The organism is Aquitalea aquatilis (genome assembly GCF_005155025.1).
Lineage (GTDB): Bacteria > Pseudomonadota > Gammaproteobacteria > Burkholderiales > Chromobacteriaceae > Aquitalea > Aquitalea aquatilis.
The window spans coordinates 1196100-1221180 of the sequence record NZ_CP039731.1; the positions used below are offsets into that span (position 1 = coordinate 1196100).

The window sequence follows — 25081 nt, forward strand, 5'->3', positions numbered from 1 at the left end:
GGGGAAGGAGCTTGCATGAGTCGCTATCTGAAAAACCTGCCACCGCTGGAAAGCCTGATTCATTTCGAGGCTGTGCTGCGCAATGGCAGCTTTACCAAGGCGGCCACCGAGCTATGCGTGACCCAGAGCGCGGTCAGCAAGCAGATCCGCACCCTGGAGGACTGGCTCAAGCTGCCGCTCTTCGAGCGGCTGGTGCGCGGCATCCAGCCTACGCCAGCCGGGCTGGCGCTGCAGCGCGAGGTATCCCCCATGCTGCAATCGCTGCTGCACAGCGTGGCACGGCTGCAGGCCGAGCATAACCGCCACACGCTCACCGTGAACTGCACCCATGCGGTGGCGCAGTTCTGGCTGTTTCCGCGCCTGGTGGCTTTCAGCCAGCAGCACCCGGACATTACCGTCAATATTCACGCCAGCAACAGCATGGACGAGGCCAGTGTGGCGGAGTACGACTTTGCCATTTTCTATGGTGACGGACGCTGGAGTTCGCTGGCGGCCGAGCCGCTGTTTCCCGAGGTGGTGTACCCGGTGTACAGCGCCCAGCTAGACTACCCGGCCATCACCCAGGTGGAGCAGTTGGCTGCCCTGCCCTTGATCCAGCTGGATTCATCAGCCTGGAACTGCATCAACTGGCATGACTGGTTCGGCCATTTCGGTCTGGTTTATAGCCCGCCGGCGCGGGTGCCGATGTTCAATCAGGTGACGCTGGCCTTCAATGCCGTGTTGCAAGGCATGGGCATAGGGTTGGGCTGGGAATTCATGGCACATGATCTGCTGCAGCAGGGCGTACTCAAGCGGCTGGGGCCGTTTGCCTTTGTCAGCGGCAAGGTGGATTTTCTCGCCCATCCCCGCCACAAGTCGCTGAGCGACAATGCCCGGCTGTTCAAAAGCTGGCTGCTGGACAGTGTCAGTCAGCCGGCCATTGCTGTTCCAGCTGGCGGACTGCATCCAGGGTATTGAGATTGGGCAGGCTCTGCGCAAAGGGCAGGCTCTGGTGTTGCAGCGTCGCCAGCCAGCCGCGGATGGAGCGCCCCCCCGCCGCCAGATAAGCAGCCAGCGCATCCGCCAGCCCGGGCTGCAAGGCCAGCAGGCTGGGATGCCATTGGGCTGGGTCGCTGGCGCTGATCACCTGTTGGCTCGGCAGGGCTGCCAGCAAGCGCGCGGCAAAATCAGCTGGCAGGCACACCGCATCGCAGGGCAGCATCAGCAGGATGCTGTCCGGCGCGGCCTGCATGCCGGCCAGCAGCCCGGCCAGCGGGCCGGGAAAGTCTGGCAGGCTGTCCGGCAATACCGGATGGCCGTACGCAGCGTATTCATCCAGATGGCGGTTGGCAGAAATCAGGATGTGCTGTGGTGGCTGGCTTTGTGCGGCCAGTGCTTGCAGGGTATGGGCAAGCAGCGACTGGCCGGCCAAGCTCACCAGCCCCTTGTCCACACCGCCCATGCGGCGCGCCTGGCCACCGGCCAGAATCAGCGCGGTATAGTTCATTGCCAGCGGCCGATGGCGGCCTGATCGCTGTGTTTGGCTTCCACCCAGTGGGCGCTGCCATCCTGCAGGATTTCCTTCTTCCAGAACGGTGCGGCGGTCTTGAGGAAGTCCATCAGGAATTCCGCGGCGGCAAAGGCATCCTTGCGATGGCTGCAGGCGGTGACCACCAGCACGATAGGCTCGCCCAGCGGCAAATGACCCACGCGGTGTATGATGGTGGCGGCCTGCAGCGGCCAGCGCTGGCCGGCATGTTCGATGATGGCGTGCAAGGCTTTCTCGGTCATGCCCGGATAGTGTTCCAGCTCGAGCGCGGCCACGTCCTGGCGGTCGCCATAATCGCGCACCAGGCCGCTGAAGCTGACCACGGCACCGCAGGCCGGGTTGCACGACAGCCGGTCGATTTCCGCACCGGCATCAAAGCGCCCGGTTTGCACCCGCACGGTAAATGGCTGCATCTCAGCCCCCGGTTACAGGTGGAAAGATGGCGACTTCATCACCATCGCGCAGTGCGCTGTCCGGGTCGACCAGCTCCTGATTACAGGCCACGCGGAAGGTCTTGCCATGGCCCAACTCGGTGGCCCAGCTCCCACCGCGCAGGCGCAATTCCACCAGCAGTTCCGCTACGCTGCTGGCTTCGGTTTCCAGGCTTTCCTGGCCGGTGCCAAAGCTGTCTTTCAGCCGGGCAAAATACACCATGTTCAGTTTCATGACTTGTCCTCCGCTTGTGTGCTGGCCTTGTCGTGTCCCAGCAGCATGATCCACAGATGAAAACCCAGTCCCAGCAGTGGCACCACGGCCAGCAGGACGACAAAAAACCATTCCAGGGGAGATAAGAGATCGGCCATGGCTGCAGTGTAAGCAATCGGCTGCGCAGCGCCAATGCTGCTGATGGGGGAGACGGCCATGCTGCTGTTGGCCAGCCTGGCGCGGGCAAGAAAAAACCCGCTGAGGGCAGCGGGTTGGTCGATTCAGTGGCGGCAGCTTATTTGATGATCTGCGCCAGCTGGCCCTTCAGATACAGATTGGCCATGGTGTCCAGGTTGATGGCCTTGATCTTGCTGGCCTGACCGCAGGCACCGAAGGCTTCGTAGCGGGCGATACAGATATCGCGCATGGCATCGGTGGAGGCCTTCAGGTATTTGCGCGGGTCGAATTCCTTCGGGTTCTGCGCCATAAAGCGGCGGATGGCACCGGTGGAAGCCAGACGCAGGTCGGTGTCGATATTCACCTTGCGCACGCCGTGCTTGATACCTTCGACGATTTCTTCTACCGGCACGCCATAGGTTTCGCCCAGATCGCCACCGAACTCATTGATGATCTGCAGCCATTCCTGCGGTACCGAAGACGAACCGTGCATCACCAGATGGGTATTGGGGATGCGAGCGTGGATTTCCTTGATACGGTCGATGCGCAGCACGTCGCCGGTGGGCTTCTTGCTGAACTTGTAGGCGCCGTGGCTGGTGCCGATGGCAATGGCCAGCGCGTCCACACCGGTGTCCTTGACGAAGCGGGCGGCTTCTTCCGGGTCGGTCAGCAGCTGGCTGTGGTCCAGCACGCCTTCGGCACCCACGCCGTCTTCTTCGCCGGCTATGCCGGTTTCCAGGCTGCCCAGGCAGCCGATTTCACCTTCCACCGACACGCCGCAGGCATGGGCGAAGTTGACCACGGTACGGGTCACATCCACGTTGTAGTCGTAGTTGGCCGGGGTCTTGCCATCGCTCTTCAGCGAGCCGTCCATCATCACCGAGGAGAAACCCAGCTGGATGGAGCGCTGGCAGATGTCCGGGCTGGTGCCGTGATCCTGGTGCATCACCACCGGGATATGCGGGAATTCTTCCACGGCCGCCAGAATCATGTGGCGCAGGAAGGGGGCTCCGGCGTATTTGCGGGCACCGGCCGAAGCTTGCACGATCACCGGCGCGTCGCACTTGTCGGCGGCTTCCATGATGGCGCGCATCTGTTCCAGATTATTGACGTTGAAAGCCGGCAGGCCGTAGCTGAATTCGGCTGCATGGTCCAGCAGCTGACGCATGGAAACGAGTGCCATGAAAATCTCCTCAGGTCGCACCGCCTGCTGGCGGCACGGGGTTTAAATCAAGGGCCGGGACCTCTTGTGGAGAGCCCGCCCGATAACAGATCCGATACGGTATGCGTGTTGCGCTAGCGCCGGGAAATGCCGGACAGCAACAGCCCGGCGCCGATAAAGGCCCCACCGGACACCTGATTCACCAGCTTCAGGCGACGCGCGCTGTTGAGCCAGCCGGCCAGGCGGGCACCACCGCTGGCATAGGCAAACTGCCAGGAGGCTTCGATCACGTAAAACGTGGCCGCCAGGATGGCCAGCTGCGGCCCCTGCGGCAGGCGCGCGTCCATGAATTGCGGGAACAGCGCGGTAAAAAAGATAAAGGCCTTGGGATTGCTCATCGACACCAGAAAACCGGTGCGGAACATCACCCAGGGCGTGTGGGCCTTGCTGTTGTCGTCGGCCACTTCCGTTACCGGTTGCGGCGTGGCGCGCCAGGTCTTGATGCCCAGATAGATCAGATAGGCGGCACCGGCGTATTTTACTATGGAAAACAGCTGTTCCGATGCGGCGAGCAAGGCGCCCAGGCCGGCTGCCGAGCCCAGCATGATGATGCCCAGGCCCGTCATCAGCCCCAGGCAGGTCACGGCGGTGCGCCGCACGCCATGGTGAATGCCGTGGGTCATGGCCAGCAGCATATTGGGGCCGGGCGTGGCCGAGACGAAAAATACGGTGGTGATGAACAGCAGCCAGGTATTCAGTGGCATGACAGCACTCCGGCAAGGGTGGGGAGAATGACGCGGTGGCCGCGCCATTCACTTGCAAGACAGGATAAGGTGATCAGGCGGCGCGTTCGGCCAGAATCGCCACGGCCGGCAGTTCCTTGCCTTCCAGGAATTCCAGGAAAGCGCCACCGCCGGTGGAAATGTAGCTGATGTCGTCGGTAATGCCGTACTTGGCAATGGCCGCCAGGGTGTCGCCACCGCCGGCAATGGAGAAGGCCGGCGACTGGGCGATGGCCTGGGCCAGGGTCTTGGTGCCGTTGCCGAACTGGTCAAATTCGAAGACGCCGACCGGGCCGTTCCATACCACGGTGCCAGCCTTGGCGATAATGGCGGCCAGCTCGGCCGACGAATCCGGGCCGATGTCCAGAATCATGTCCTCAGCGCTTACCTCGGCCACATTCTTGGTGGTGGCGACGGCGCTTTCGGCAAACTCGGTGGCACATACCACGTCGCTGGGCAGCGGCACATTGCCGCCACGGGCGCGGATCTTGGCGATGACCTTTTTGGCCTCATCCACCAGGTCAGCCTCGGCCAGCGATTTGCCGATGTTCTTGCCTTCAGCCAGCAGGAAGGTGTTGGCGATGCCGCCACCGACGATCAGCTGGTCGACCTTGTCGGCCAGGGACTCCAGAATGGTCAGCTTGGTCGAGACCTTGGAGCCGGCCACAATGGCCACCAGCGGACGGGCCGGAGCCAGCAGGGCCTTGCCCAGTGCGTCCAGCTCGGCGGCCAGCAGGATGCCGGCGCAGGCCACCGGGGCAAACTGAGCCACGGCGTGGGTGGAGGCCTCGGCGCGGTGGGCGGTGCCAAAGGCATCATTGACGAACACATCGCACAGGCTGGCATAGGCCTGGCCCAGCTCGGCATTGTTCTTTTTCTCGCCCTTGTTCAGGCGCACGTTTTCCAGCATCACCACTTCGCCGGCAGCTACGGTCAGGCCGGACTGCCAGTCGGCGACCAGGCGTACCGGTCGGCCCAGCTGGGTGGACAGGCGTTCCACCACCGGAGCCAGGCTGTCTTCTGGCTTGGGTTCGCCTTCGGTAGGACGGCCCAAGTGGGTCATCAGGATGACGCCGGCACCAGCCTTCAGGCTGTGTTCAATGGAGGGCAGGCTGGCGCGGATGCGGGTGTCGTCGCCGATCACGCCATTTTTCACCGGCACGTTCATGTCGACACGGATCAGCACGCGTTTGCCGGCCAGATCCAGTTCGGTCAGTTTGTTGAATTTCATCGGTGGCTCGCTTTTATCTGTTGGATGCAATTGGCGACCGCCTTCGTGGGGGAAGGCCGTACAACCGTTGTTCAGGACGGTGACAGCATCACCGCCATGGCCATTCCGGGGGAAGTGACCTGCTGCGGTGTTGTTGCTGCCAGCTACTGTACCGGGCTGCCCGCAGGCTTAACAGATACCAGATCAAGTAGTGTATTTATTACAGCAGTATGGGCTTGCACGGCTGGCGGCAGGCTGCTAGCCGCAGCGAAAACCCTTGCCGTCACCATGGTGGATGCTGGCCGGGAGCAAGGCTCGACCGGAGCGCCAGCGGGTCTGTCATGGCATGCCGGCAGGCATGGACGGCGATGACCCGCCTGCCGGTTTCAAGCAGCACGGCCCTGTCGGGCCGTGGGGATTACTTGGCTTCGAACATGGCACGCGCGGTTTTCAGCATCTGGTTGCTGAAGCCCCACTCGTTGTCGTACCAGGCCAGTACCTTCACCATATTGCCGCCAGTCACCTTGGTCAGCGTGGCGTCAAAGGTGGAGGCTTCGGTGCTGTGGTTGAAGTCGGAAGAAACCAGCGGCAGGGTATTGAAGCCCAGCACGCCCTTCATCGGGCCTTCGGCTGCGGCCTGCAGGATTTCGTTGACTTCGTCCTTGGTGGTGTCACGGCCGGACTTGAAGGTCAGGTCTACCAGCGAAACATTGATGGTGGGAACGCGCACGGCGAAGCCATCCAGCTTGCCCTTGAGTTCCGGCAGCACCAGGCCCACGGCCTTGGCGGCACCGGTCTTGGTCGGGATCATGTTTTCGGTGGCGGAACGGGCGCGGCGCAGGTCCTTGTGACGCACGTCGGTCAGCACCTGGTCGTTGGTGAAGGCGTGAATGGTGGTCATCAGGCCCTTGGTCACGCCGATGGTGTCATTCAGCGCCTTGGCCACCGGGGCCAGGCAGTTGGTGGTGCAGGAGGCGTTGGACACCACGGTCATGGCGCTGGTCAGCACATCGTGGTTCACCCCGTAGACGATGGTGGCATCGACATCGTCGCCACCCGGTGCCGAGATCAGCACTTTCTTGGCGCCGGCATCCAGATGCAGCTGGCACTTTTCCTTGCTGGTGAAAGCACCGGTACATTCCAGTACCAGATCCACGTCCAGCGCTTTCCACGGTAGTTCGGCCGGGTTGCGGGTGGAGAAGAAAGGAATCTTCTCGCCGTTGATCAGCAGGTTTTCTTCGTCATGAGCGATGTCTGCCGGAAAACGGCCGTGCACGGTGTCGAACTTGGTCAGGTGGGCGTTGGTGGCCAGATCACCGGTGGCGTTGACGGCCACTACCTTGAAGTCATTGTGCAGATCGTATTCGTAAATGGCGCGCAGTACCTGTCGGCCAATGCGGCCGTAGCCATTGATCGCGATGCGAATGGTCATGCTATTACTCTCCCGGAAAGTCTGGTGCCTCGCCGTGTGAGCGGGTCAGAATGGAGACACCATGAAAATAAGGCCACCCCTGCTTTGTTTTTGGATGGGGTGGCCGTGTGGCTTAATGAATGATGTTTTTGGTCTTGGCGACGACGTTGTCGACGGTGAAACCGAACTCCTTGAACAGCACGCTTGCCGGAGCGGATTCGCCGAAGTGGTCTATGCCGACCACATCGCCTTCCAGACCGACATACTTGCGCCAGAAGTCAGGCACGCCGGCTTCGATGGCCAGACGCGGCAGGCCGGCCGGCAACACGCTTTGCTGCCAGGCCTTGTCCTGCTGGTCGAACACATTGCTGCACGGCATGGACACCACGCGCACGGCGATGCCTTCGGCAGCCAGGGCTTCCTGTGCTTTCAGTGCCAGTTCGATTTCCGAACCGGTGGCAATCAGCACGGCACGGGCATCGGGTGCATCGCGCAGCACATAGCCGCCACGACGGATGGCCGCGATCTGTCCGGCATCACGCGCCACGAACGGCAGGTTCTGGCGGCTGAGGATCAGGCTGCTCGGGGTGGTCTTCTGCTCGATGGCATGGGCCCAGGCCACGGCGGCTTCCGTGGTATCGCACGGACGCCAGGTGTGGTGATTGGGGATCATGCGCAGCGTGGCCACTTGCTCGACCGGCTGGTGGGTCGGGCCATCTTCGCCCAGGCCGACGGAGTCGTGGGTGAACACGAATACCGGGTTGATCTTCATCAGCGAGGCCATGCGCAGTGCATTGCGGGCGTATTCGCTGAACATCAGGAAGGTGCCGCCGTAGGGGCGCAGGCCACCGTGCAGCGTCATGCCGTTCATGATGGCAGCCATGCCGAACTCGCGCACGCCATAGCTGATGTAGTTGCCGTTACCGGCCGCGTCTATCCACTTGGAGCCCGTCCAGTTGGTGAGATTGGAGCCGGTCAGATCGGCCGAACCGCCAACGAACTCAGGCAGGCTGGGCGAGAAGGCTTCCAGTGCTATCTGGCTGGCCTTGCGGGTGGCCACGGTCTGGGCTGCATCGACGATCTTGGCGATGGCGGCGTCGCGCGCTTCGGCCCAAGCCGCCGGCAGTTCGCCCTGCATGCGGCGTTCGAATTCAGCTGCCAGTTCCGGGTAAGCGGCACGGTAGGCATCGAACTGCTTGTTCCATTCGATTTCGGCCAGTGCACCCTTGTCGCGGGCGCTCCAGGCGGCATAGATATCGGCCGGGATTTCAAACGGCGCGTGCGGCCAGTGCAGCGTTTCGCGAGCGGCGGCAATTTCAGCCGCGCCCAGCGGTGCGCCGTGCACGTCGTGGGTGCCCTGCTTGTTGGGCGAGCCAAAGCCGATGGTGGTCTTGCAGCAGATCAGCGTCGGACGGTCGCCCTTCTTGGCGGTTTCGATGGCCGTGGCGATTTCCACCGGATCGTGGCCGTTGACGTTCTTGATCACCTGCCAGCCGTAGGCTTCGAAGCGGGCCGGGGTGTTGTCGGTGAACCAGCCTTCGACGTGGCCGTCGATGGAGATGCCGTTGTCGTCCCAGAAAGCGATCAGCTTGTTCAGGCCCCAGGTGCCGGCCAGCGAGCAGGCTTCGTGGCTGATGCCTTCCATCAGGCAACCATCACCCAGGAATACCCAGGTATTGTGGTCGACTACGGTATGACCGTCGCGGTTGAACTGGGCGGCCAGCATCTTTTCGGCCAGCGCCATGCCCACCGCATTGGTGATGCCCTGGCCTAGCGGGCCAGTGGTGGTTTCCACGCCCGGTGCATAGCCGTATTCCGGGTGGCCCGGGGTCTTGGAGTGCAACTGGCGGAAGTTCTTGAGGTCATCGATGGACAGATCGTAGCCGGTGAGATGCAGCAGGCTGTAGATGAGCATGGAGCCGTGCCCGTTGGAGAGCACGAAGCGGTCACGGTTGGACCAGGAAGGATTGGCGGGATTGTGCTTCAAGTGATCGCGCCACAGTACTTCGGCGATATCAGCCATGCCCATCGGGGCGCCGGGGTGACCAGATTTGGCCTTTTCCACTGCATCCATAGACAGGAAACGAATGGCGTTGGCTAGCTCGGTTCGGGTGACCATTTCGGGAAAACCTCAAAAACAGTAAAGGGGGCGGGACAGAACCGGTACGGCAGTGATTTCAGGCCTGCGCATGGCGCTGGCATGGATTAACCGCCGCTAAATCATGGAATTATCCCTGATTTTGCCGCATTGCGGCAACCTTCACGGCACAGGTAGTGCGCCAGTTTCATGCAATTTCAATGCCCCGCCTGTCGTGTGGGGGAATGGTGGCTGACCCACCCTGCCGGTGCGCCGCCGGTGTGCGGGCTTGACGCCACCCCCTCGCCTCATTGACAGTCGGCGGATGTTTTTCACATTTCACCACCAGCCATTCAGACAGGGACAAGCATGCAGACAGATTTCTCGGCACGCGTCGATGCACGCAAAGTTGGCTATACACAGGGCTGGCGCTGGATCGTGCAGGCTTTTTATCTGGTGCGGCAGCAGCCGCTGACCTGGATGCTGCTGGCTGGCAGCTATTTGCTGATCCACTTTGCCGTGGCGGCCATCCCGCTGCTGGGTGCCCCGCTCACCTTTTTTCTGGCACCCATTTTCGCCGCCGGTTTTGTGCTGGCGGCGCAACAGGCCGAGCAGGGGGTGGAGCTGAAAATGGCGGCGCTGTTTGCCGGGTTTCGGCTGGCGTTGCGGCCCTTGCTGAATGTGGGGATGCTGTATCTGGCGCTGTTATTGCTGGCGATGATGCTGCTCAGTGCGCTGATGCCCATGCTGGGCATTCACCTGACAGCTGCGCAGGCAGGACAGGAGCTGCCACAGCTCAGCGGCCCGATTGCCCCCTTCATGCTGCTGACGTCCGCGCTGATGTTTCTGCTCAGCCTGTGTTACTGGTTTGCGCCGGCGCTGGTGGTGCTGAACGGGCTGGGGCCGTGGCAGGCCTTGCGTGACAGCTTCCGCGCCGGCCTCGCCAACTGGCCGGCGGTGTTGCTGTCGGCCTTCATGCTGGCGCTGCTGCTGTTTCTGGCACTGCTGCCGCTGGGTCTTGGCCTGCTGCTGTGGTTTCCGGTGCTGTATGTCACCGCCTATACCGGCTGGAAAGACCTGTTCGCCGTACGGCCAGCCTGAGCTGGCTTAGAGCCTGTTCAAAGTCTCGCGAGCTAGAGTGAGACAAGGCGAAAACGACCGGAAATGAAGTGGGGAAGCGGAGTTTACCTAGAGTAAATGAGCATTCCGCAGGTGTTTTTAACGCGGTATCACCCCATTTCGACTAAATCCAGCAGACGATGAACAGCTTCTTAGGCAGCCAGCGTGCTGCGACGCATGTCCACATGCAGGATGCCGCCATCGTCATAGGGCTCGGACACGGCGACAAAACCAAAGCGTTCGTACAAGCCCTGAGCCGCGGTCTGGGCTGACAGCATGATGGCTGCGGCCGGATACAGGCGCAGACTGTGCGCCACGGCCTCGGCCAGCAGCTGGTTGCCCAGGCCTTTGCCGCGGGCCGCCGGTTCCAGCACCACGCGGCCAATCGCGGTGGCATCCGGGTATTTGACCCCGGGGGCAATCAGCCGGGCATAGCCCAGCAAGCGGCCCTGATCGTCGCGCCCCAGCAGGTGGTGGCAATGCAGGTCGACGCCGTCGACATCACCGTAGATGGATTGTTGTTCCAGTACGAAAACACGGTCGCGCAACTGCAGCATTTCATACAGCGCGTGCGGGGTAAAACCCTCAAACGGGTGGCATTGCCACTGCAACAGGCTGGCCATAGTAGAATTGCCCTCGATAATGAATGGCGCAGTGCTCCACCCTGCCCGGCTGATGGCCGGTGTGCAGCGTGGCGGCACTGCAAATGAACAAGCTGAAACCCTATCACACAAGCAAGCCCAGCCCCATGAACAGTAACGATCTCTTTGACGAAGCGCCGCCAGCCGCCGGCATGCTAGTTCCCCCTGCGCCACCGGCCCCGCCGGCCGACGCGCTGTCGGGCGACTGCATCCCGCTGGATCTGTATGCCGAACGCGCCTATCTCGAGTACGCCATGAGCGTGGTCAAGGGCCGCGCGCTGCCGGAGGTGGCTGACGGCCAGAAGCCGGTGCAGCGCCGCATCCTGTATGCCATGCGCGATATGGGTCTGGCACACGGTGCCAAGCCGGTGAAGTCGGCACGGGTGGTGGGTGAAATCCTGGGTAAATACCACCCGCACGGCGACAGCTCGGCCTACGAGGCGCTGGTGCGCATGGCGCAGGACTTTACCCTGCGCTACCCGCTGATCGACGGTCAGGGCAACTTCGGCAGCCGCGATGGCGACGGTGCTGCCGCCATGCGTTACACCGAGGCGCGGTTGACGCCGATTGCCGAACTCTTGCTGGCGGAAATCGACATGGGTACGGTGGATTTCGTGCCCAATTACGATGGTGCCTTCGAAGAACCCGCCCTGCTGCCGGCGCGCCTGCCCATGGTGCTGCTCAACGGTGCTTCCGGCATTGCCGTGGGCATGGCCACGGAAATCCCGCCGCACAACCTCACCGAAGTGGCACGCGGCTGCCTGGCCTTGCTGGCCAATCCGGCGCTGACTACGCGCGAGCTGATGGACTACATCCCCGGCCCGGACTTCCCCGGCGGCGGCCAGATCATCACCCCCTTCGACGACATCCTGACTGCTTATGAAGGTGGCCGGGGCAGCGTGCGGGTGCGGGCCAAGTGGGAAGTGGAAAAGCTGGCACGCGGTCAGTGGCGCGTCATTGTCTCCGAGCTGCCGCCCGGCTCGTCGGCACAGAAGGTGCTGGCCGAAATCGAAGAAGCCACCAACCCCAAGCTCAAGGCCGGCAAGAAGGCGCTGACGCAAGACCAGCAAAACCTCAAGAGCCTGATGCTGTCGCTGCTGGACCGCGTACGCGACGAATCGGACAGCCAGTGCCCGGTGCGGCTGGTGTTCGAGCCCAAGTCCAGCCGGCAGGACCCGGACGAGTTCATCAACATCCTGCTGGCGCAAACCAGCCTGGAAGGCAATGCCTCGATGAACCTGGTGATGATCGGCCTGGATGGCCGCCCGGCGCAGAAGGGCCTCAAGGCCATTCTGTCCGAGTGGATCGATTTCCGCCGCACCACCGTCACCCGTCGCCTCAAGCATCGCCTGGGCCAGGTGGAAAAGCGTATTCATATTCTCGAAGGCCGCATGATTGCCTTCATCCATATTGATGAAGTCATCCGTGTCATCCGCGAATCGGACGAACCCAAGCCCGACCTGATGAAGGCCTTTGGCCTGTCCGAAGCGCAAGCCGAAGACATTCTGGAAATCCGTCTGCGCCAATTGGCACGGCTGGAAGGTTTCAAGCTGGAGAAGGAGCTGTCCGAGCTGCGCGAAGAGCGCGAAGGCCTGCGCCACGTACTGGATACGCCGGATGCCCTCACCCGCCTGATTCGCGATGAAATCATGGCCGACACCGCCAAATACGGCGACAAGCGGCGCAGTGAAATCAAGGCGGCCGAACGTGCGGTGCTGACCCAGACCATCGCCGACGAGCCGGTCACCATCATCCTGTCGCAAAAGGGCTGGATCCGCGCCCGGGTTGGCCACAATGTCGACCTGTCGGCGCTGGCCTTCAAGGATGGCGACAGCCTGCACACCGTGGTGGAAACCCGCACCGTGTGGTCGGTCATCGTGCTGGACAACAAGGGCCGTACCTACACCATTGATCCGGCCGATGTCCCCACCGGTCGTGGCGACGGTGTGCCGGTGGCCTCGCTGGTGGACCTGCAGGACAACGCCAAGCCGGCGCAGATGATTTCCGGCAAGGACGAAGCCCGCTTTGTGGTCGCTGGCTCCGGTGGTTATGGCTTTGTCGCCAAGCTGTCCGACATGTCGGGCCGGGTCAAGGCTGGCAAGGCCTTCATGACGCTGGACGAAGGCGAAAGCGTGCTGACACCGGTGGCGGTGGCCGCCACGGCCGATCTGGCGGCGCTGCGGCTGGTGGCCGCGGCGGACAATGGCCGCTTGCTGGCCTTCCCCGCCGGCGAACTCAAGGAAATGGCCAAGGGCCGTGGCCTGATGCTGATGGGGCTGGAGGCCGGTGAGTCAGTCACCGCCATTGGTCTGGTCAAGGGCGACAAGGCGCTGCTGGCCACGGTATCGGTGCGCGGCAAAGTGGCCGACGAAAAGCTGGCGCTGGCCGAATTCGACGCCAAGCGCGGCAAGAAAGGCAAGCTGATGCCGAAGAAATGGGCGGTGTCCGCCATTGGCGACCTGCCGTCGGTCGAGACTGCCTGATGCTGGATCGCCCGCTGCCGCTGACCCCGCGCAAGGCACTGGCATTCGTCAACGGCTTCCGTGCCCTGATGTTGCTGGTGCTGTTGTTCATGTCCATGCTGCAAGGCACGGAAGGACAGCCGCTGGTCGATGGTGGTGCGCGTTTCTATCTGTGGTCGGTAGTGTACGGCGGGCTGATCCTCTGCTGGTTTGCCCTGCGCACCGGCAAGATTGCTCACACCCTGCAGCTGTCGCTGGCCATTGCTGCCGACATCCTGATGATTGTGTTGCTGATGGGCCTGAACGGTGGGGTGAAAAGCGGCTATGGCATGCTGCTGCTGCCCTATCTGGCCGTGGCCGGGCTGCTGTCCTCCGGCCGCTATGCCTTGTTCTATGCCTCCATCGCCACGGCCAGCCTGTTCGGTTACGTGGGCTACGAGCATTACCGCCACGAGATACTGTTTGGCAGCTCCGCCGACTTTTTCCAGACCGGCTTGCTGTCGCTGGCCGGCTTCGTGACCTCGATGGTCACCTACCAGCTGGCGCGGGTGGCGCGCGAGTCGGAAGAGCTGGCCTCGCGTCGTGGCGGGGAAATCGCCAACCTCAACCGCTTGAACGAACTGGTACTGCAAAGCCAGCGCGATGCCGTCATCGTGCTGGATGAAACCGGTACCGTACGGCAGTTCAATGCCCAGGCCGTACGCTATTTTCCCGGCATGCAGCGCGGCATCCTGCTGCCGGAACTGGCTCCCATCGTCGAACGCTGGCGGCTGAACAGCCATTCGCCCATGCCGGTGTTTGTCGAACGCAATGTGCGGGGCCGCCAGCTGGCCGGGCGCATGGTGCCGATTCTGGCCGGCGATCTGCGCGGCGTGGTGATGTTTCTGCGCGATATGGCGGATATGGCCGAAGAGGCCAAGCGCATCAAGCTGGCCGCGCTGGGCCGGCTTACCGCCAATATCGCCCATGAAATCCGCAACCCGCTGGCGGCCATCTCGCATGCCGGCGACCTGCTGGCCGAAGGCGCAGAAGATGCCGCCACGCAAAGGCTGACCCGCATCGTGCGTGACAACGCCAAGCGTATCAACGGGCTGGTAGAAGAAGTCCTGATGCTGGGCCGGCGCGACCGGGTCAAGACCGAAACCATCCGGCTGTCGCAATTCCTGGCCGACTTTCTCGAACAGTTCGGCATGGCCCAGCCGGAAGCAGCCGGGCGCATTCTCACCACCTTTCACAGCAGCAGCAGCGTGTATTTCGACCGTGGCCATCTGGGGCAGATATTGTCCAATCTGGTGGCCAATGCCTGGCGGCACTCCTCGCGCGTGCATGGCGCGGTGCACATCGAAATCAGCCAGCTGGAGTCGCAGGTGCTGATTCGCGTCATCGACGATGGCCCCGGCATGAATGAGGATGCCCAATCACACCTGTTCGAGCCCTTCTTTACCACGGAAAGCAGCGGTACCGGCCTGGGGTTGTATATCGCCCGCGAATTGGCCGAGGCCAATGATGCACGGCTCGACTATATCCCGCCGGGCGGCGTTTTCCGTTTAAGCTGTCATCATGCCTATGAATAAGAAAGTCTTGCGCGTGCTGGTCGTCGACGACGAGCCGGATATCCGCGAACTGCTGGAACTTACCCTGATCAAGATGGGGCTGGAGGTGGTCACCGCCGGCAATGTCGGCGAAGCCACCGCCCGGCTGGCGCGCGAGCCCTTCGACCTGATCCTCACCGACATGCGCATGCCGGATGGCGAAGGCATCGAGGTGGTGCAGTTCATTGCCGACCAGTCGCTGGATATACCCAGCGCCATCATCACCGCCTATGGCAGCACCGAAAGTGCCGTTCGCGCCATGAAAGCCGGTGCCTTCGATTATCTGTCCAAGCCCATCAGCCTGGCGCAGCTGCGCACGCTGGTGAAATCGGTATTAAAGGTAGAAGGCAATGGCAAGCCGCTCAGTATCGAACGGCTGGTGGGTGATTCGGCCGCCATGCTGGAAGTACGGCGCATGGTGGACAAGCTGGCCCGCAGTCAGGCGGCGGTCTATATCAGTGGCGAATCCGGTACCGGCAAGGAGCAGGCCGCCCGGCTGATTCACGAACAGAGTGCGCGCGCCGAGCGCCCCTTCGTACCGGTCAATTGCGGTGCCATCCCGGAAACCCTGATGGAAAGCGAATTCTTCGGTTATCGCAAGGGCGCTTTTACCGGTGCCGACAGCGATCGCGACGGCTTTTTCCAGCAGGCCAATGGCGGCACGCTGTTCCTGGACGAAGTGGCCGACCTGCCGCTGGCCATGCAGGTCAAGCTGCTGCGTGCCATTCAGGAAAAGAAAGTACGCAAGCTGGGCAGCCCGCAAGAAGAAGCCGTCGATGTCCGCATCATCTGCGCCACCCATAAAGACCTGGCCACGCTGGCCGACACTGGCCAGTTCCGTCAGGACTTGTATTACCGGCTGAATGTACTGCCACTGCGCATGCCGCCACTGCGCGAGCTGCGCGACGACATTCCACGCTTCATCGGCGCGCTGCTCGACCGCTTCGCCACCCCAGACAACCGGCCACGGCTGACCCCGGCCGCTGTCAAGGCCATGCTGGCTTATAACTACCCCGGCAATTTCCGCGAACTGGAAAACATCCTGGAGCGTGCCATCGCGTTGGCAGGCGACGACAAGGTCGACGTACTCGACCTGCAACTGACGCCCTGCCCGCAGTCCGACGATGAACAGAATGCCGAATACGCCGGTAGCGAACCATTACAGGACTTCCTCGACCGCGTAGAACGCGAGGCCATCCTCAAGGCGCTGGATGCCACCCGTTTCAACCGCACCCAGGCTGCCAAGCTGTTGGGCCTCACCTTCCGCTCCATGCGCTACCGCATGGATAGACTGGGTATCAAATAGACCCGCAGCGGAAGCGCGCTACCTCTATATAGTGTTCAGCATGCAAAAAGCCCGGCGTCAGCCGGGCTTTTTGCTGTCGGTGTCGGTGTGGTGCCCCCCTTTTTACGCCAGCCAGCTCCACCCATCACGACAAGTGCGAACGGGGAGGCGCCGGTTTCTGCGCACCCACAGCAAGACTGTAATAAAACCCCCACGGCATAAGCCGTTTCCCCTCAGTCACTTAGCCCGATGAGAGTCGATGTTTGGCCAGAATCTGCACTTTTCTTCGCACAAAGTGTTGACGAGGACAGGGTGCGGCGGTATAGTTCGCCTCCTCAGCAGACAACGCAGCGACGGAAACGAAACGCAGCGACCTGCACCGCTCTTTAAAAAACAGAATAACCGATAGGTGTGAGTACTTGGCGAAAGCCAAATACTTGCACTGCAAGAAGAAGAAGTACTTGTTTATTTCTTTGATCTTGCGTGCCAGAAAATTTGCTATGAGATTGAACTGAAGAGTTTGATCCTGGCTCAGATTGAACGCTGGCGGCATGCTTTACACATGCAAGTCGAACGGTAACAGGGAGCTTGCTCCGCTGACGAGTGGCGAACGGGTGAGTAATGCGTCGGAACGTGCCGAGTAGTGGGGGATAACTATCCGAAAGGATAGCTAATACCGCATACGCTTTGAGAAGGAAAGCAGGGGATCGTAAGACCTTGCGCTATTCGAGCGGCCGACGTCTGATTAGCTAGTTGGTGAGGTAAGAGCTCACCAAGGCGACGATCAGTAGCGGGTCTGAGAGGATGATCCGCCACACTGGGACTGAGACACGGCCCAGACTCCTACGGGAGGCAGCAGTGGGGAATTTTGGACAATGGGCGCAAGCCTGATCCAGCCATGCCGCGTGTCTGAAGAAGGCCTTCGGGTTGTAAAGGACTTTTGTCAGGGAGGAAATCCCTAAGGTTAATACCCTTGGGGGATGACAGTACCTGAAGAATAAGCACCGGCTAACTACGTGCCAGCAGCCGCGGTAATACGTAGGGTGCAAGCGTTAATCGGAATTACTGGGCGTAAAGCGTGCGCAGGCGGTTGTGTAAGTCTGATGTGAAAGCCCCGGGCTCAACCTGGGAACTGCATTGGAGACTGCACGGCTAGAGTGCGTCAGAGGGGGGTAGAATTCCGCGTGTAGCAGTGAAATGCGTAGAGATGCGGAGGAATACCGATGGCGAAGGCAGCCCCCTGGGATGACACTGACGCTCATGCACGAAAGCGTGGGGAGCAAACAGGATTAGATACCCTGGTAGTCCACGCCCTAAACGATGTCAACTAGCTGTTGGGGGTTTGAATCCTTGGTAGCGTAGCTAACGCGAGAAGTTGACCGCCTGGGGAGTACGGCCGCAAGGTTAAAACTCAAAGGAATTGACGGGGACCCGCACAAGCGGTGGATGATGTGGATTAATTCGATGCAACGCGAAAAACCTTACCTGGTCTTGACATGGTCGGAACTTGCCAGAGATGGCTTGGTGCTCGAAAGAGAACCGACACACAGGTGCTGCATGGCTGTCGTCAGCTCGTGTCGTGAGATGTTGGGTTAAGTCCCGCAACGAGCGCAACCCTTGCCATTAGTTGCTACCATTTAGTTGAGCACTCTAATGGGACTGCCGGTGACAAACCGGAGGAAGGTGGGGATGACGTCAAGTCCTCATGGCCCTTATGACCAGGGCTTCACACGTCATACAATGGTCGGTACAGAGGGTCGCGAAGCCGCGAGGTGGAGCCAATCTCATAAAACCGATCGTAGTCCGGATCGCACTCTGCAACTCGAGTGCGTGAAGTCGGAATCGCTAGTAATCGCGGATCAGCATGCCGCGGTGAATACGTTCCCGGGTCTTGTACACACCGCCCGTCACACCATGGGAGTGAGTTTCACCAGAAGTGGGTAGGCTAACCGTAAGGAGGCCGCTTACCACGGTGGGATTCATGACTGGGGTGAAGTCGTAACAAGGTAGCCGTAGGGGAACCTGCGGCTGGATCACCTCCTTTCTAGAGAAGGCGATCGTCAAGTATTCACAACCTATCGGTTATTCGTGATTTAAGGGTAGTAACTGGGTTTGTAGCTCAGCTGGTTAGAGCACTGTGTTGATAACGCAGGGGTCGTAGGTTCGAGTCCTACCAGACCCACCAGTTTGGGGGATTAGCTCAGTTGGGAGAGCACCTGCTTTGCAAGCAGGGGGTCGTCGGTTCGATCCCGTCATCCTCCACCATTCTTACAGTGCAAACAAAAGCGCACACAACCTGTCAGGGTTGCGTGAATTTCTGTTTGCGTTGTTTTTACAATGCCCGATCTTTAACAAACTGAAGAAGCCGAATTAATTAGACGGCGAGATGAAATACATGGAGTTAATTCTGCATGTAGGACAAATCGTCATCTTGGGAATTTGATTGTATCTAGTGTCATGTCGCCATATCAAAAGGGGCGGTGTGGCACGTCGCACAAACACATTCTGTCGGATTGGTAATTTAGGTTACTGAAATGATAGGGTCAAGCGACTAAGTGCATCTGGTGGATGCCTTGGCGATCACAGGCGATGAAGGACGTGTAAGCCTGCGAAAAGCGCGGGGGAGCTGGCAATAGAGCTTTGATCCCGCGATGTCCGAATGGGGAAACCCACCTAGCAATAGGTATCCCAGACTGAATACATAGGTCTGTGGAGGCGAACCGAGTGAACTGAAACATCTAAGTAACTCGAGGAAAAGAAATCAACCGAGATTCCGTCAGTAGTGGCGAGCGAACGCGGAATAGCCTGTATGTGATAGAGATTGAGATAGTGGAAGGACCTGGAAATGTCCGCCATAGTGGGTGATAGCCCCGTACACGAAATTTCATTCTTGGTACTAAGCATACGAAAAGTAGGGCGGGACACGCGAAATCCTGTTTGAAGATGGGGGGACCATCCTCCAAGGCTAAATACTCGTGATCGACCGATAGTGAACCAGTACCGTGAGGGAAAGGCGAAAAGAACCCCGGGAGGGGAGTGAAATAGAACCTGAAACCGGATGCATACAAACAGTGGGAGCCTCGTAAGGGGTGACTGCGTACCTTTTGTATAATGGGTCAGCGACTTACGTTCAGTAGCAAGCTTAACCGCATAGGGGAGGCGTAGGGAAACCGAGTCCGAATAGGGCGATTTAGTTGCTGGGCGTAGACCCGAAACCGAGTGATCTATCCATGGCCAGGATGAAGGTGCGGTAACACGCACTGGAGGTCCGAACCCACTAGTGTTGCAAAACTAGGGGATGAGCTGTGGATAGGGGTGAAAGGCTAAACAAACTCGGAGATAGCTGGTTCTCCCCGAAAACTATTTAGGTAGTGCCTCATGTATCACTTCCGGGGGTAAAGCACTGTTATGGCTAGGGGGTCATTGCGATTTACCAAACCATGGCAAACTCTGAATACCGGAAAGTGCGAGCATGGGAGACAGACGGTGGGTGCTAACGTCCATCGTCAAGAGGGAAACAACCCAGACCGCCAGCTAAGGTCCCAAATGATCAGTTAAGTGGTAAACGAAGTGGGAAGGCCCAGACAGCCAGGATGTTGGCTTAGAAGCAGCCATCATTTAAAGAAAGCGTAATAGCTCACTGGTCGAGTCGTCCTGCGCGGAAGATGTAACGGGGCTCAAACTGATAACCGAAGCTGCGGATTTGCACGTAAGTGCAGATGGTAGGGGAGCGTTCTGTAGGTCTGTGAAGGTGTCTCGTAAGGGATGCTGGAGATATCAGAAGTGCGAATGCTGACATGAGTAGCGATAAAGCGGGTGAAAAGCCCGCTCGCCGAAAGCCCAAGGTTTCCTACGCAACGTTCATCGGCGTAGGGTGAGTCGGCCCCTAAGGCGAGGCTGAAAAGCGTAGTCGATGGGAAACGGGTTAAAATTCCCGTACTTTTGTGTAGTGCGATGTGGGGACGGAGAAGGTTAGGTCAGCGGCCTGTTGGAATAGGTCGTTCAAGCTGGTAGGTGGTTAGGGTAGGCAAATCCGCCCTTTCATTCAACACCGAGAAGTGATAACGAGGGTCTACGGACCTGAAGTGACTGATACCACGCTTCCAGGAAAAGCCACTAAGCTTCAGCTACACAAGAACCGTACCGCAAACCGACACAGGTGGGCAGGATGAGAATTCTAAGGCGCTTGAGAGAACTCAGGAGAAGGAACTCGGCAAATTGATACCGTAACTTCGGGAGAAGGTATGCCTCTTTAGGTGAGATCCCTTGCGGATGGAGCTTGGAGAGGTCGCAGAGAATCGGTGGCTGCGACTGTTTATCAAAAACACAGCACTCTGCCAACACGAAAGTGGACGTATAGGGTGTGACGCCTGCCCGGTGCTGGAAGGTTAAGTGATGGGGTGCAAGCTCTTGATCGAAGCCCCAGTAAACGGCGGCCGTAACTATAACGGTCCTAAGGTAGCGAAATTCCTTGTCGGGTAAGTTCCGACCCGCACGAATGGCGTAACGATGGCCACACTGTCTCCTCCTGAGACTCAGCGAAGTTGAAGTGTTTGTGAAGATGCAATCTCCCCGCTGCTAGACGGAAAGACCCCGTGAACCTTTACTGTAGCTTTGCATTGGACTTTGAAGTGGTTTGTGTAGGATAGGTGGGAGGCTTTGAAGCCAGGACGCTAGTTCTGGTGGAGCCAACCTTGAAATACCACCCTGACCCCTTTGAGGTTCTAACCTTGGTCCGTTATCCGGATCGGGGACAGTGCATGGTAGGCAGTTTGACTGGGGCGGTCTCCTCCCAAAGTGTAACGGAGGAGTTCGAAGGTTACCTAGGTACGGTCGGAAATCGTGCTGATAGTGCAATGGCAAAAGGTAGCTTAACTGCGAGACCGACAAGTCGAGCAGGTGCGAAAGCAGGACATAGTGATCCGGTGGTTCTGTATGGAAGGGCCATCGCTCAACGGATAAAAGGTACTCCGGGGATAACAGGCTGATACCGCCCAAGAGTTCACATCGACGGCGGTGTTTGGCACCTCGATGTCGGCTCATCACATCCTGGGGCTGTAGCCGGTCCCAAGGGTATGGCTGTTCGCCATTTAAAGTGGTACGTGAGCTGGGTTCAAAACGTCGTGAGACAGTTTGGTCCCTATCTGCAGTGGGCGTTGGAAGTTTGACGGGGGCTGCTCCTAGTACGAGAGGACCGGAGTGGACGAACCTCTGGTGTACCGGTTGTCACGCCAGTGGCATTGCCGGGTAGCTAAGTTCGGAAGAGATAACCGCTGAAAGCATCTAAGCGGGAAACTCGCCTGAAGATGAGACTTCCCTGAGGGCTTGACCCTCCTGAAGAGTCGTTCGAGACCAGGACGTTGATAGGTCGGGTGTGGAAGCGCTGTGAGGCGTTAAGCTAACCGATACTAATTGCTCGTGAGGCTTGATCCTATCATTTGAGTGGCTTGGGAGACCAAGACCGAATGGATAGTGAGTGTGCGACGCGATCAAAGATCCAAGAGTAAGATATCTAATTAATTCAGTGTTCCAGACGGAGTCTGGGGTACAAAGCTTCTTCGAGTTTGTTGACAGTTTATGTCTGGTGGCCATAGCGAGGTGGTCCCACGCCTTCCCATCCCGAACAGGACCGTGAAACGCCTTAGCGCCGATGATAGTGTGGCATTCGCCATGTGAAAGTAGGACACCGCCAGACTCCCCATACACAAGCCCAGCTCAACAGAGCTGGGCTTTGTGCGTTTGGGCCTGGCCTGAGTGCCCACAAGCCGCCCAAGGGCGGCTTTGTTGCGTCGGAGGCCTGGCTTGGCGGGGTCGGGTGAAGGTGGCCTACCTGCCCTCAAGGACAGCAAACAGCTATGATGTATCTGTCATTGACAGGAGAATGCAGCATGGCCCGAATTCTGCTCGGTATCCTTTTCTTGTGGCTGGCCGGTCCGGCGCAGGCGGCGGAACCACGGCTGGCACCGGATGGTTGGGAACAGCAACGCACGCTGGTACTGGGGGGCCAACCGGTTTATCTGTTCATGGCCAAAGAGGGGGAGCTGACGGCCCAGCAACGCGTGGCCAGGGTGCAGGCCCGCTTGCAGGTTCTGGAGGCGGCAGATGCCAGCCATGCGGTTGAAGCGACGCCATATGGGCAGGGGGCCGCCGCGGGCTACCGGCTGTCGGTCAACGGCAAGTCCTTGTTCAATATTGTCGCTGGTGATCTGGATCCGGCGGATGGCCTGAGCTTGCAGCAGTCTGCCAGTAATGTGCAGCAGCGGCTGAATGCCTTACGGCTGGCCTATCTGGAGGAGCATTCTTCCGGAGCACTGGCTACCGCGCTGGCCTTGAGCCTGGCAGGCAGTGTGCTATTCGCTGCGCTGCTCTATCTGATGATGGTTTTGCGCCGGCGCGCATTGCTGCGGGTGTCGCAACGGCATGCGCTGTTTCCTGGCTGGCTTAACAAGCGGCAGACCCTGCAGCGGCTGCTGCAGCGTGCTGAAGGCAGCATCATCAACCTGACCACGGGTTTGTGTGTCATTTTTCTGAGTTATCTGTGGCTGACCTGGCTGCTGGGGCGTTTTCCCTACACCTTGCCCTGGAGTCGTCGTCTGGGCAGTTTCCTGTGGCAGCTGGTCGCGTCGCTGGGCTCTGATGCGCTCGGTGCGCTGCCCGGTTTGCTGACGGTGGGGCTGATCTTCCTGTTTACCCGCTTGCTGACCCGTGGTTTGCAACTGATCTTCGACATGGCCGAACGTGGCCAGCTGCGTTTTCCCGGCCTGCATCCCGAGACCGCCGGTGCTACGCGCCGCTTACTGGGGGTGGTGCTCTGGCTGTTTGCGCTGACGGTTGCCTATCCCTATCTGCCGGGAGCGGACTCCGATGCGTTCAAGGGGATGAGCGTGTTTTTCGGTTTGCTGGTCACCTTAGGTTCGGCAGGCATCATGAACCATGCGATGAGTGGCCTGGTACTGGTGTATTCGCGCGCCTTGCGACCGGGTGATTTCGTGCGCATCGGTGATGTGGAGGGTGTAGTGACCGAACTCAGTGCCCTGTCGACCAAGATACTGACCCGGCAGGAGCACGAAGTGACGCTGCCCAATGCGGTGGTGGTGGGCGGCAAGGTGGAGAATTACAGCCGCACCAGCCCGGGCCGTGGCCTGATACTGACGACCACGGTCACCATTGGTTACGACACGCCGTGGCGGCAGGTCAGTGCCATGCTGGAGCTGGCGGCACACCGTACCTCACTGGCGGATCACACCGAAGCCGTGGTGGTGCGGCAGTTGAACCTGCAGGATTTCTACGTCGAGTACGAACTGCAATTACGTGCAATTGCCGATGCCCTGCCGCAGGAAGTGCGCAGCGAGCTGCATGGGCATATTCAGGACACTTTCAACGAATTCGGGGTGCAGATCATGTCGCCACATTTCATGGCTCAGCCGGAGCAGGCTGTCATGGTGCAAGCCGCACAATGGTATGCCGCGCCAGCCCGACCAGCTACGGCAGAGGGTGATCAGGCCAAATAGCTGTTTGTCATCAATTGTGTGAAATCAGCGCGGAGGAACCCCGCTAGCAGCCAGATGCGATTGGCTGGGGCAATCTGTGCTTTTCTAGCCTGGAATTTATATTAATTGTTTAAGTGATCGCGGATTTTATCAATAAGTGCCGGCGTAATGCTTGCCTGGCAGGGTGGCTTGCTGCTATACCAAAAGCGTAAATTATCGCATTGCTGCCGGCCTTCCCATCTCCGGTGGCCATCCGCCGAGGGATACCGCAATGTCGTCGCTGCCAATGAGGCTGTTGATCCTGGAAGACCAGGTGATTCTGCGCAAGCTGATTTCCCGCCAGACCGGCTTTTTCAGCCGCCATGCCACCCAGATTGATGAATTCAGCGACCCGGCCGAGGCCTTGCGCAGCGCGGCGGAAATCAGCTACGACCTGATCATTACCGATATCGGCATGCCGGGCATGAACGGCATCGATTTCATCAAGAATCTCAGTGCCATTGGCTGTCGGGCCTCCTTGTTGATCATTTCCGGTTACGACGACCGCACTTTGCACACCATTGCCGACATGGCCCGCCATCAGGGTATCAGCAGCGTCCATTTCCTGTGCAAGCCCTATAGCATCGACCAGTTTCTACATCGGCTCAACGCGGTCTTTGCCGATCTGGAGCAGCGTGCGCTTACCTGTCCGCTTGATCTGCAACAGCTGTGGCAGGACTGTGCCAGCCAGCCGCTGCAGCTGGAGTTCAAGCCAGTACTGAGCCGTGATACGCAGCAGCTACGTGGCATGCACCTGGCAGCCATCCGGCTGCATGACAGGCTGTTGCCGCTGGATGCTGCGCTATACCGCCAGCTGGCGGCCAATCCGCAATTGCCGGTGCTGATTCTGGAAGTGGTCATGGAGCAGCTGGCCCAATTGCTGGCCAGCCTGCCGCTGGAGCAGCGCCAGCACTGTCTGTTCAGCCTTTATCTGGCTGGCGATTGTCTGGCCAACGACAATCTGTTCGACCGCTACCACAGCACCTTGCGTCAATATGGCATCCAGCCCGGGCAGATCGGCTTTCTGCTGGCCGATGGCATGCATGAGCAACGGTCGGCAGTGTGCTTTGAAAACATTGCCAAATTGAAGTACTTCGGCTTCTCGCTGCTGGCAGACCAACTGGGCGAAGGCGGGCTGACGGTGGGCAATTTGCTGCGCTTGCCGCTGGATGGCGTGTGCATTTCAGCCAGCGCCCTGCGCCAGTTGCGCCTGCAGGCCGTGGATATGCCGGCACTGCTGCACTGCTGCGGCCTGACTTTGCCGCAGTTGACCATCACCCGGCTCGACATGGAAGCCGACCTTGCGCTACTGGACGGCCTGGAAGGCTGCAGTGTCAGTGGCGAACAGATAGCCCTGCAGATGAGCAGCAGCGAACTATCATCTTATTTACAGCAATAGACTGCCGGCAAGCTCATGCACCAGACCGGCAGCGTACTGATGTCCCGCCATGCAAAGGGGTG

General features: G+C 59.8%; 17 protein-coding genes, 2 tRNA genes and 3 rRNA genes. 12 read left to right on the plus strand and 10 right to left on the minus strand.

Annotated features, from left to right (window positions below; genetic code table 11):
• The first annotated feature begins 15 nt into the window (after positions 1 to 15).
• On the plus strand, positions 16 to 957 hold the full coding sequence (locus FAZ30_RS05480; RefSeq protein ID WP_124641873.1) for a LysR substrate-binding domain-containing protein: 942 nt from the start codon (positions 16 to 18) through the stop codon (positions 955 to 957).
• On the opposite strand, the gene mobA is transcribed toward FAZ30_RS05480, so the two are convergent.
• The 9 genes from mobA to tkt all read right to left on the minus strand — a co-directional run bounded on the left by mobA (position 905) and on the right by tkt (position 9034).
• A complete protein-coding gene (mobA, locus tag FAZ30_RS05485) occupies positions 905 to 1486 on the minus strand; it encodes a molybdenum cofactor guanylyltransferase MobA (protein ID WP_124641875.1) in 582 nt (193 codons plus the stop codon). The genes FAZ30_RS05480 and mobA overlap by 53 nt on opposite strands.
• On the minus strand, positions 1483 to 1941 hold the full coding sequence (locus tag FAZ30_RS05490; RefSeq protein ID WP_124641877.1) for a molybdenum cofactor biosynthesis protein MoaE: 459 nt from the start codon (positions 1939 to 1941) through the stop codon (positions 1483 to 1485). Before FAZ30_RS05490 ends, mobA begins: the two co-directional genes overlap by 4 nt.
• Position 1942: 1 nt before the next feature.
• Positions 1943 to 2194: a MoaD/ThiS family protein gene (locus FAZ30_RS05495; RefSeq protein WP_124641879.1), complete on the minus strand. Its 252-nt coding sequence runs from the start codon at positions 2192 to 2194 to the stop codon at positions 1943 to 1945.
• Positions 2191 to 2391 (minus strand): hypothetical protein, encoded by a 201-nt coding sequence (locus tag FAZ30_RS05500; RefSeq protein ID WP_124641881.1) that lies wholly within the window; start codon positions 2389 to 2391, stop codon positions 2191 to 2193. Before FAZ30_RS05500 ends, FAZ30_RS05495 begins: the two co-directional genes overlap by 4 nt.
• A 77-nt stretch (positions 2392 to 2468) precedes the next feature.
• Complete coding sequence (gene fba, locus FAZ30_RS05505; protein WP_124641883.1) at positions 2469 to 3533, minus strand: class II fructose-bisphosphate aldolase; 1065 nt, start codon at positions 3531 to 3533, stop codon at positions 2469 to 2471.
• 113 nt (positions 3534 to 3646) lie between these two features.
• Positions 3647 to 4276, minus strand: coding sequence for a LysE family translocator (locus tag FAZ30_RS05510; RefSeq protein WP_124641885.1), 630 nt, complete (start codon positions 4274 to 4276; stop codon positions 3647 to 3649).
• Between the two features lie 73 nt (positions 4277 to 4349).
• Positions 4350 to 5525 (minus strand): phosphoglycerate kinase, encoded by a 1176-nt coding sequence (locus FAZ30_RS05515; RefSeq protein ID WP_137009002.1) that lies wholly within the window; start codon positions 5523 to 5525, stop codon positions 4350 to 4352.
• Positions 5526 to 5922: 397 nt separating this feature from the next.
• Positions 5923 to 6936 (minus strand): type I glyceraldehyde-3-phosphate dehydrogenase, encoded by a 1014-nt coding sequence (gene gap / locus FAZ30_RS05520; RefSeq protein ID WP_124641889.1) that lies wholly within the window; start codon positions 6934 to 6936, stop codon positions 5923 to 5925.
• A 112-nt stretch (positions 6937 to 7048) separates the two neighbouring features.
• Positions 7049 to 9034, minus strand: coding sequence for a transketolase (tkt, locus tag FAZ30_RS05525; protein ID WP_137009004.1), 1986 nt, complete (start codon positions 9032 to 9034; stop codon positions 7049 to 7051).
• Positions 9035 to 9361: 327 nt separating this feature from the next.
• Here tkt and FAZ30_RS05530 point away from each other — a divergent pair, with 327 nt between their 5' ends.
• Positions 9362 to 10093 carry a BPSS1780 family membrane protein gene (locus FAZ30_RS05530; protein WP_124641893.1) on the plus strand — a complete coding sequence of 244 codons (732 nt, stop codon included), beginning with the start codon at positions 9362 to 9364 and terminating at the stop codon, positions 10091 to 10093.
• Between the two features lie 170 nt (positions 10094 to 10263).
• Here FAZ30_RS05530 and FAZ30_RS05535 read toward each other — a convergent pair whose 3' ends face one another.
• Positions 10264 to 10734, minus strand: a complete 471-nt coding sequence (locus FAZ30_RS05535; RefSeq protein ID WP_124641895.1) for a GNAT family N-acetyltransferase — start codon at positions 10732 to 10734, stop codon at positions 10264 to 10266.
• 170 nt (positions 10735 to 10904) lie between these two features.
• Here FAZ30_RS05535 and parC point away from each other — a divergent pair, with 170 nt between their 5' ends.
• The 10 genes from parC to FAZ30_RS05585 all read left to right on the plus strand — a co-directional run bounded on the left by parC (position 10905) and on the right by FAZ30_RS05585 (position 25019).
• Positions 10905 to 13235, plus strand: coding sequence for a DNA topoisomerase IV subunit A (gene parC / locus FAZ30_RS05540; protein ID WP_370449618.1), 2331 nt, complete (start codon positions 10905 to 10907; stop codon positions 13233 to 13235).
• Positions 13235 to 14788, plus strand: coding sequence for a two-component system sensor histidine kinase NtrB (locus FAZ30_RS05545; protein WP_124641899.1), 1554 nt, complete (start codon positions 13235 to 13237; stop codon positions 14786 to 14788). Before parC ends, FAZ30_RS05545 begins: the two co-directional genes overlap by 1 nt.
• Complete coding sequence (locus FAZ30_RS05550; RefSeq protein ID WP_137009006.1) at positions 14781 to 16112, plus strand: sigma-54-dependent transcriptional regulator; 1332 nt, start codon at positions 14781 to 14783, stop codon at positions 16110 to 16112. Before FAZ30_RS05545 ends, FAZ30_RS05550 begins: the two co-directional genes overlap by 8 nt.
• A 487-nt stretch (positions 16113 to 16599) precedes the next feature.
• A 16S ribosomal RNA gene (locus FAZ30_RS05555) occupies positions 16600 to 18135 on the plus strand.
• Between the two features lie 64 nt (positions 18136 to 18199).
• Positions 18200 to 18276, plus strand: a tRNA-Ile gene (locus FAZ30_RS05560).
• A gap of 4 nt (positions 18277 to 18280) precedes the next feature.
• Positions 18281 to 18356, plus strand: a tRNA-Ala gene (locus FAZ30_RS05565).
• A gap of 276 nt (positions 18357 to 18632) precedes the next feature.
• Positions 18633 to 21524, plus strand: a 23S ribosomal RNA gene (locus tag FAZ30_RS05570).
• Positions 21525 to 21671: 147 nt separating this feature from the next.
• Positions 21672 to 21786, plus strand: a 5S ribosomal RNA gene (rrf, locus tag FAZ30_RS05575).
• The 16S, 23S and 5S rRNA genes sit together here with 2 tRNA genes alongside, the layout of an rRNA operon.
• Positions 21787 to 21979: 193 nt before the next feature.
• A complete protein-coding gene (locus FAZ30_RS05580) occupies positions 21980 to 23602 on the plus strand; it encodes a mechanosensitive ion channel family protein (protein ID WP_137009008.1) in 1623 nt (540 codons plus the stop codon).
• A 250-nt stretch (positions 23603 to 23852) separates the two neighbouring features.
• Entirely contained in the window at positions 23853 to 25019 is a 1167-nt protein-coding gene (locus FAZ30_RS05585; protein WP_137009010.1) for an EAL domain-containing response regulator, read from the plus strand.
• The last annotated feature ends 62 nt before the right edge of the window (positions 25020 to 25081 follow it).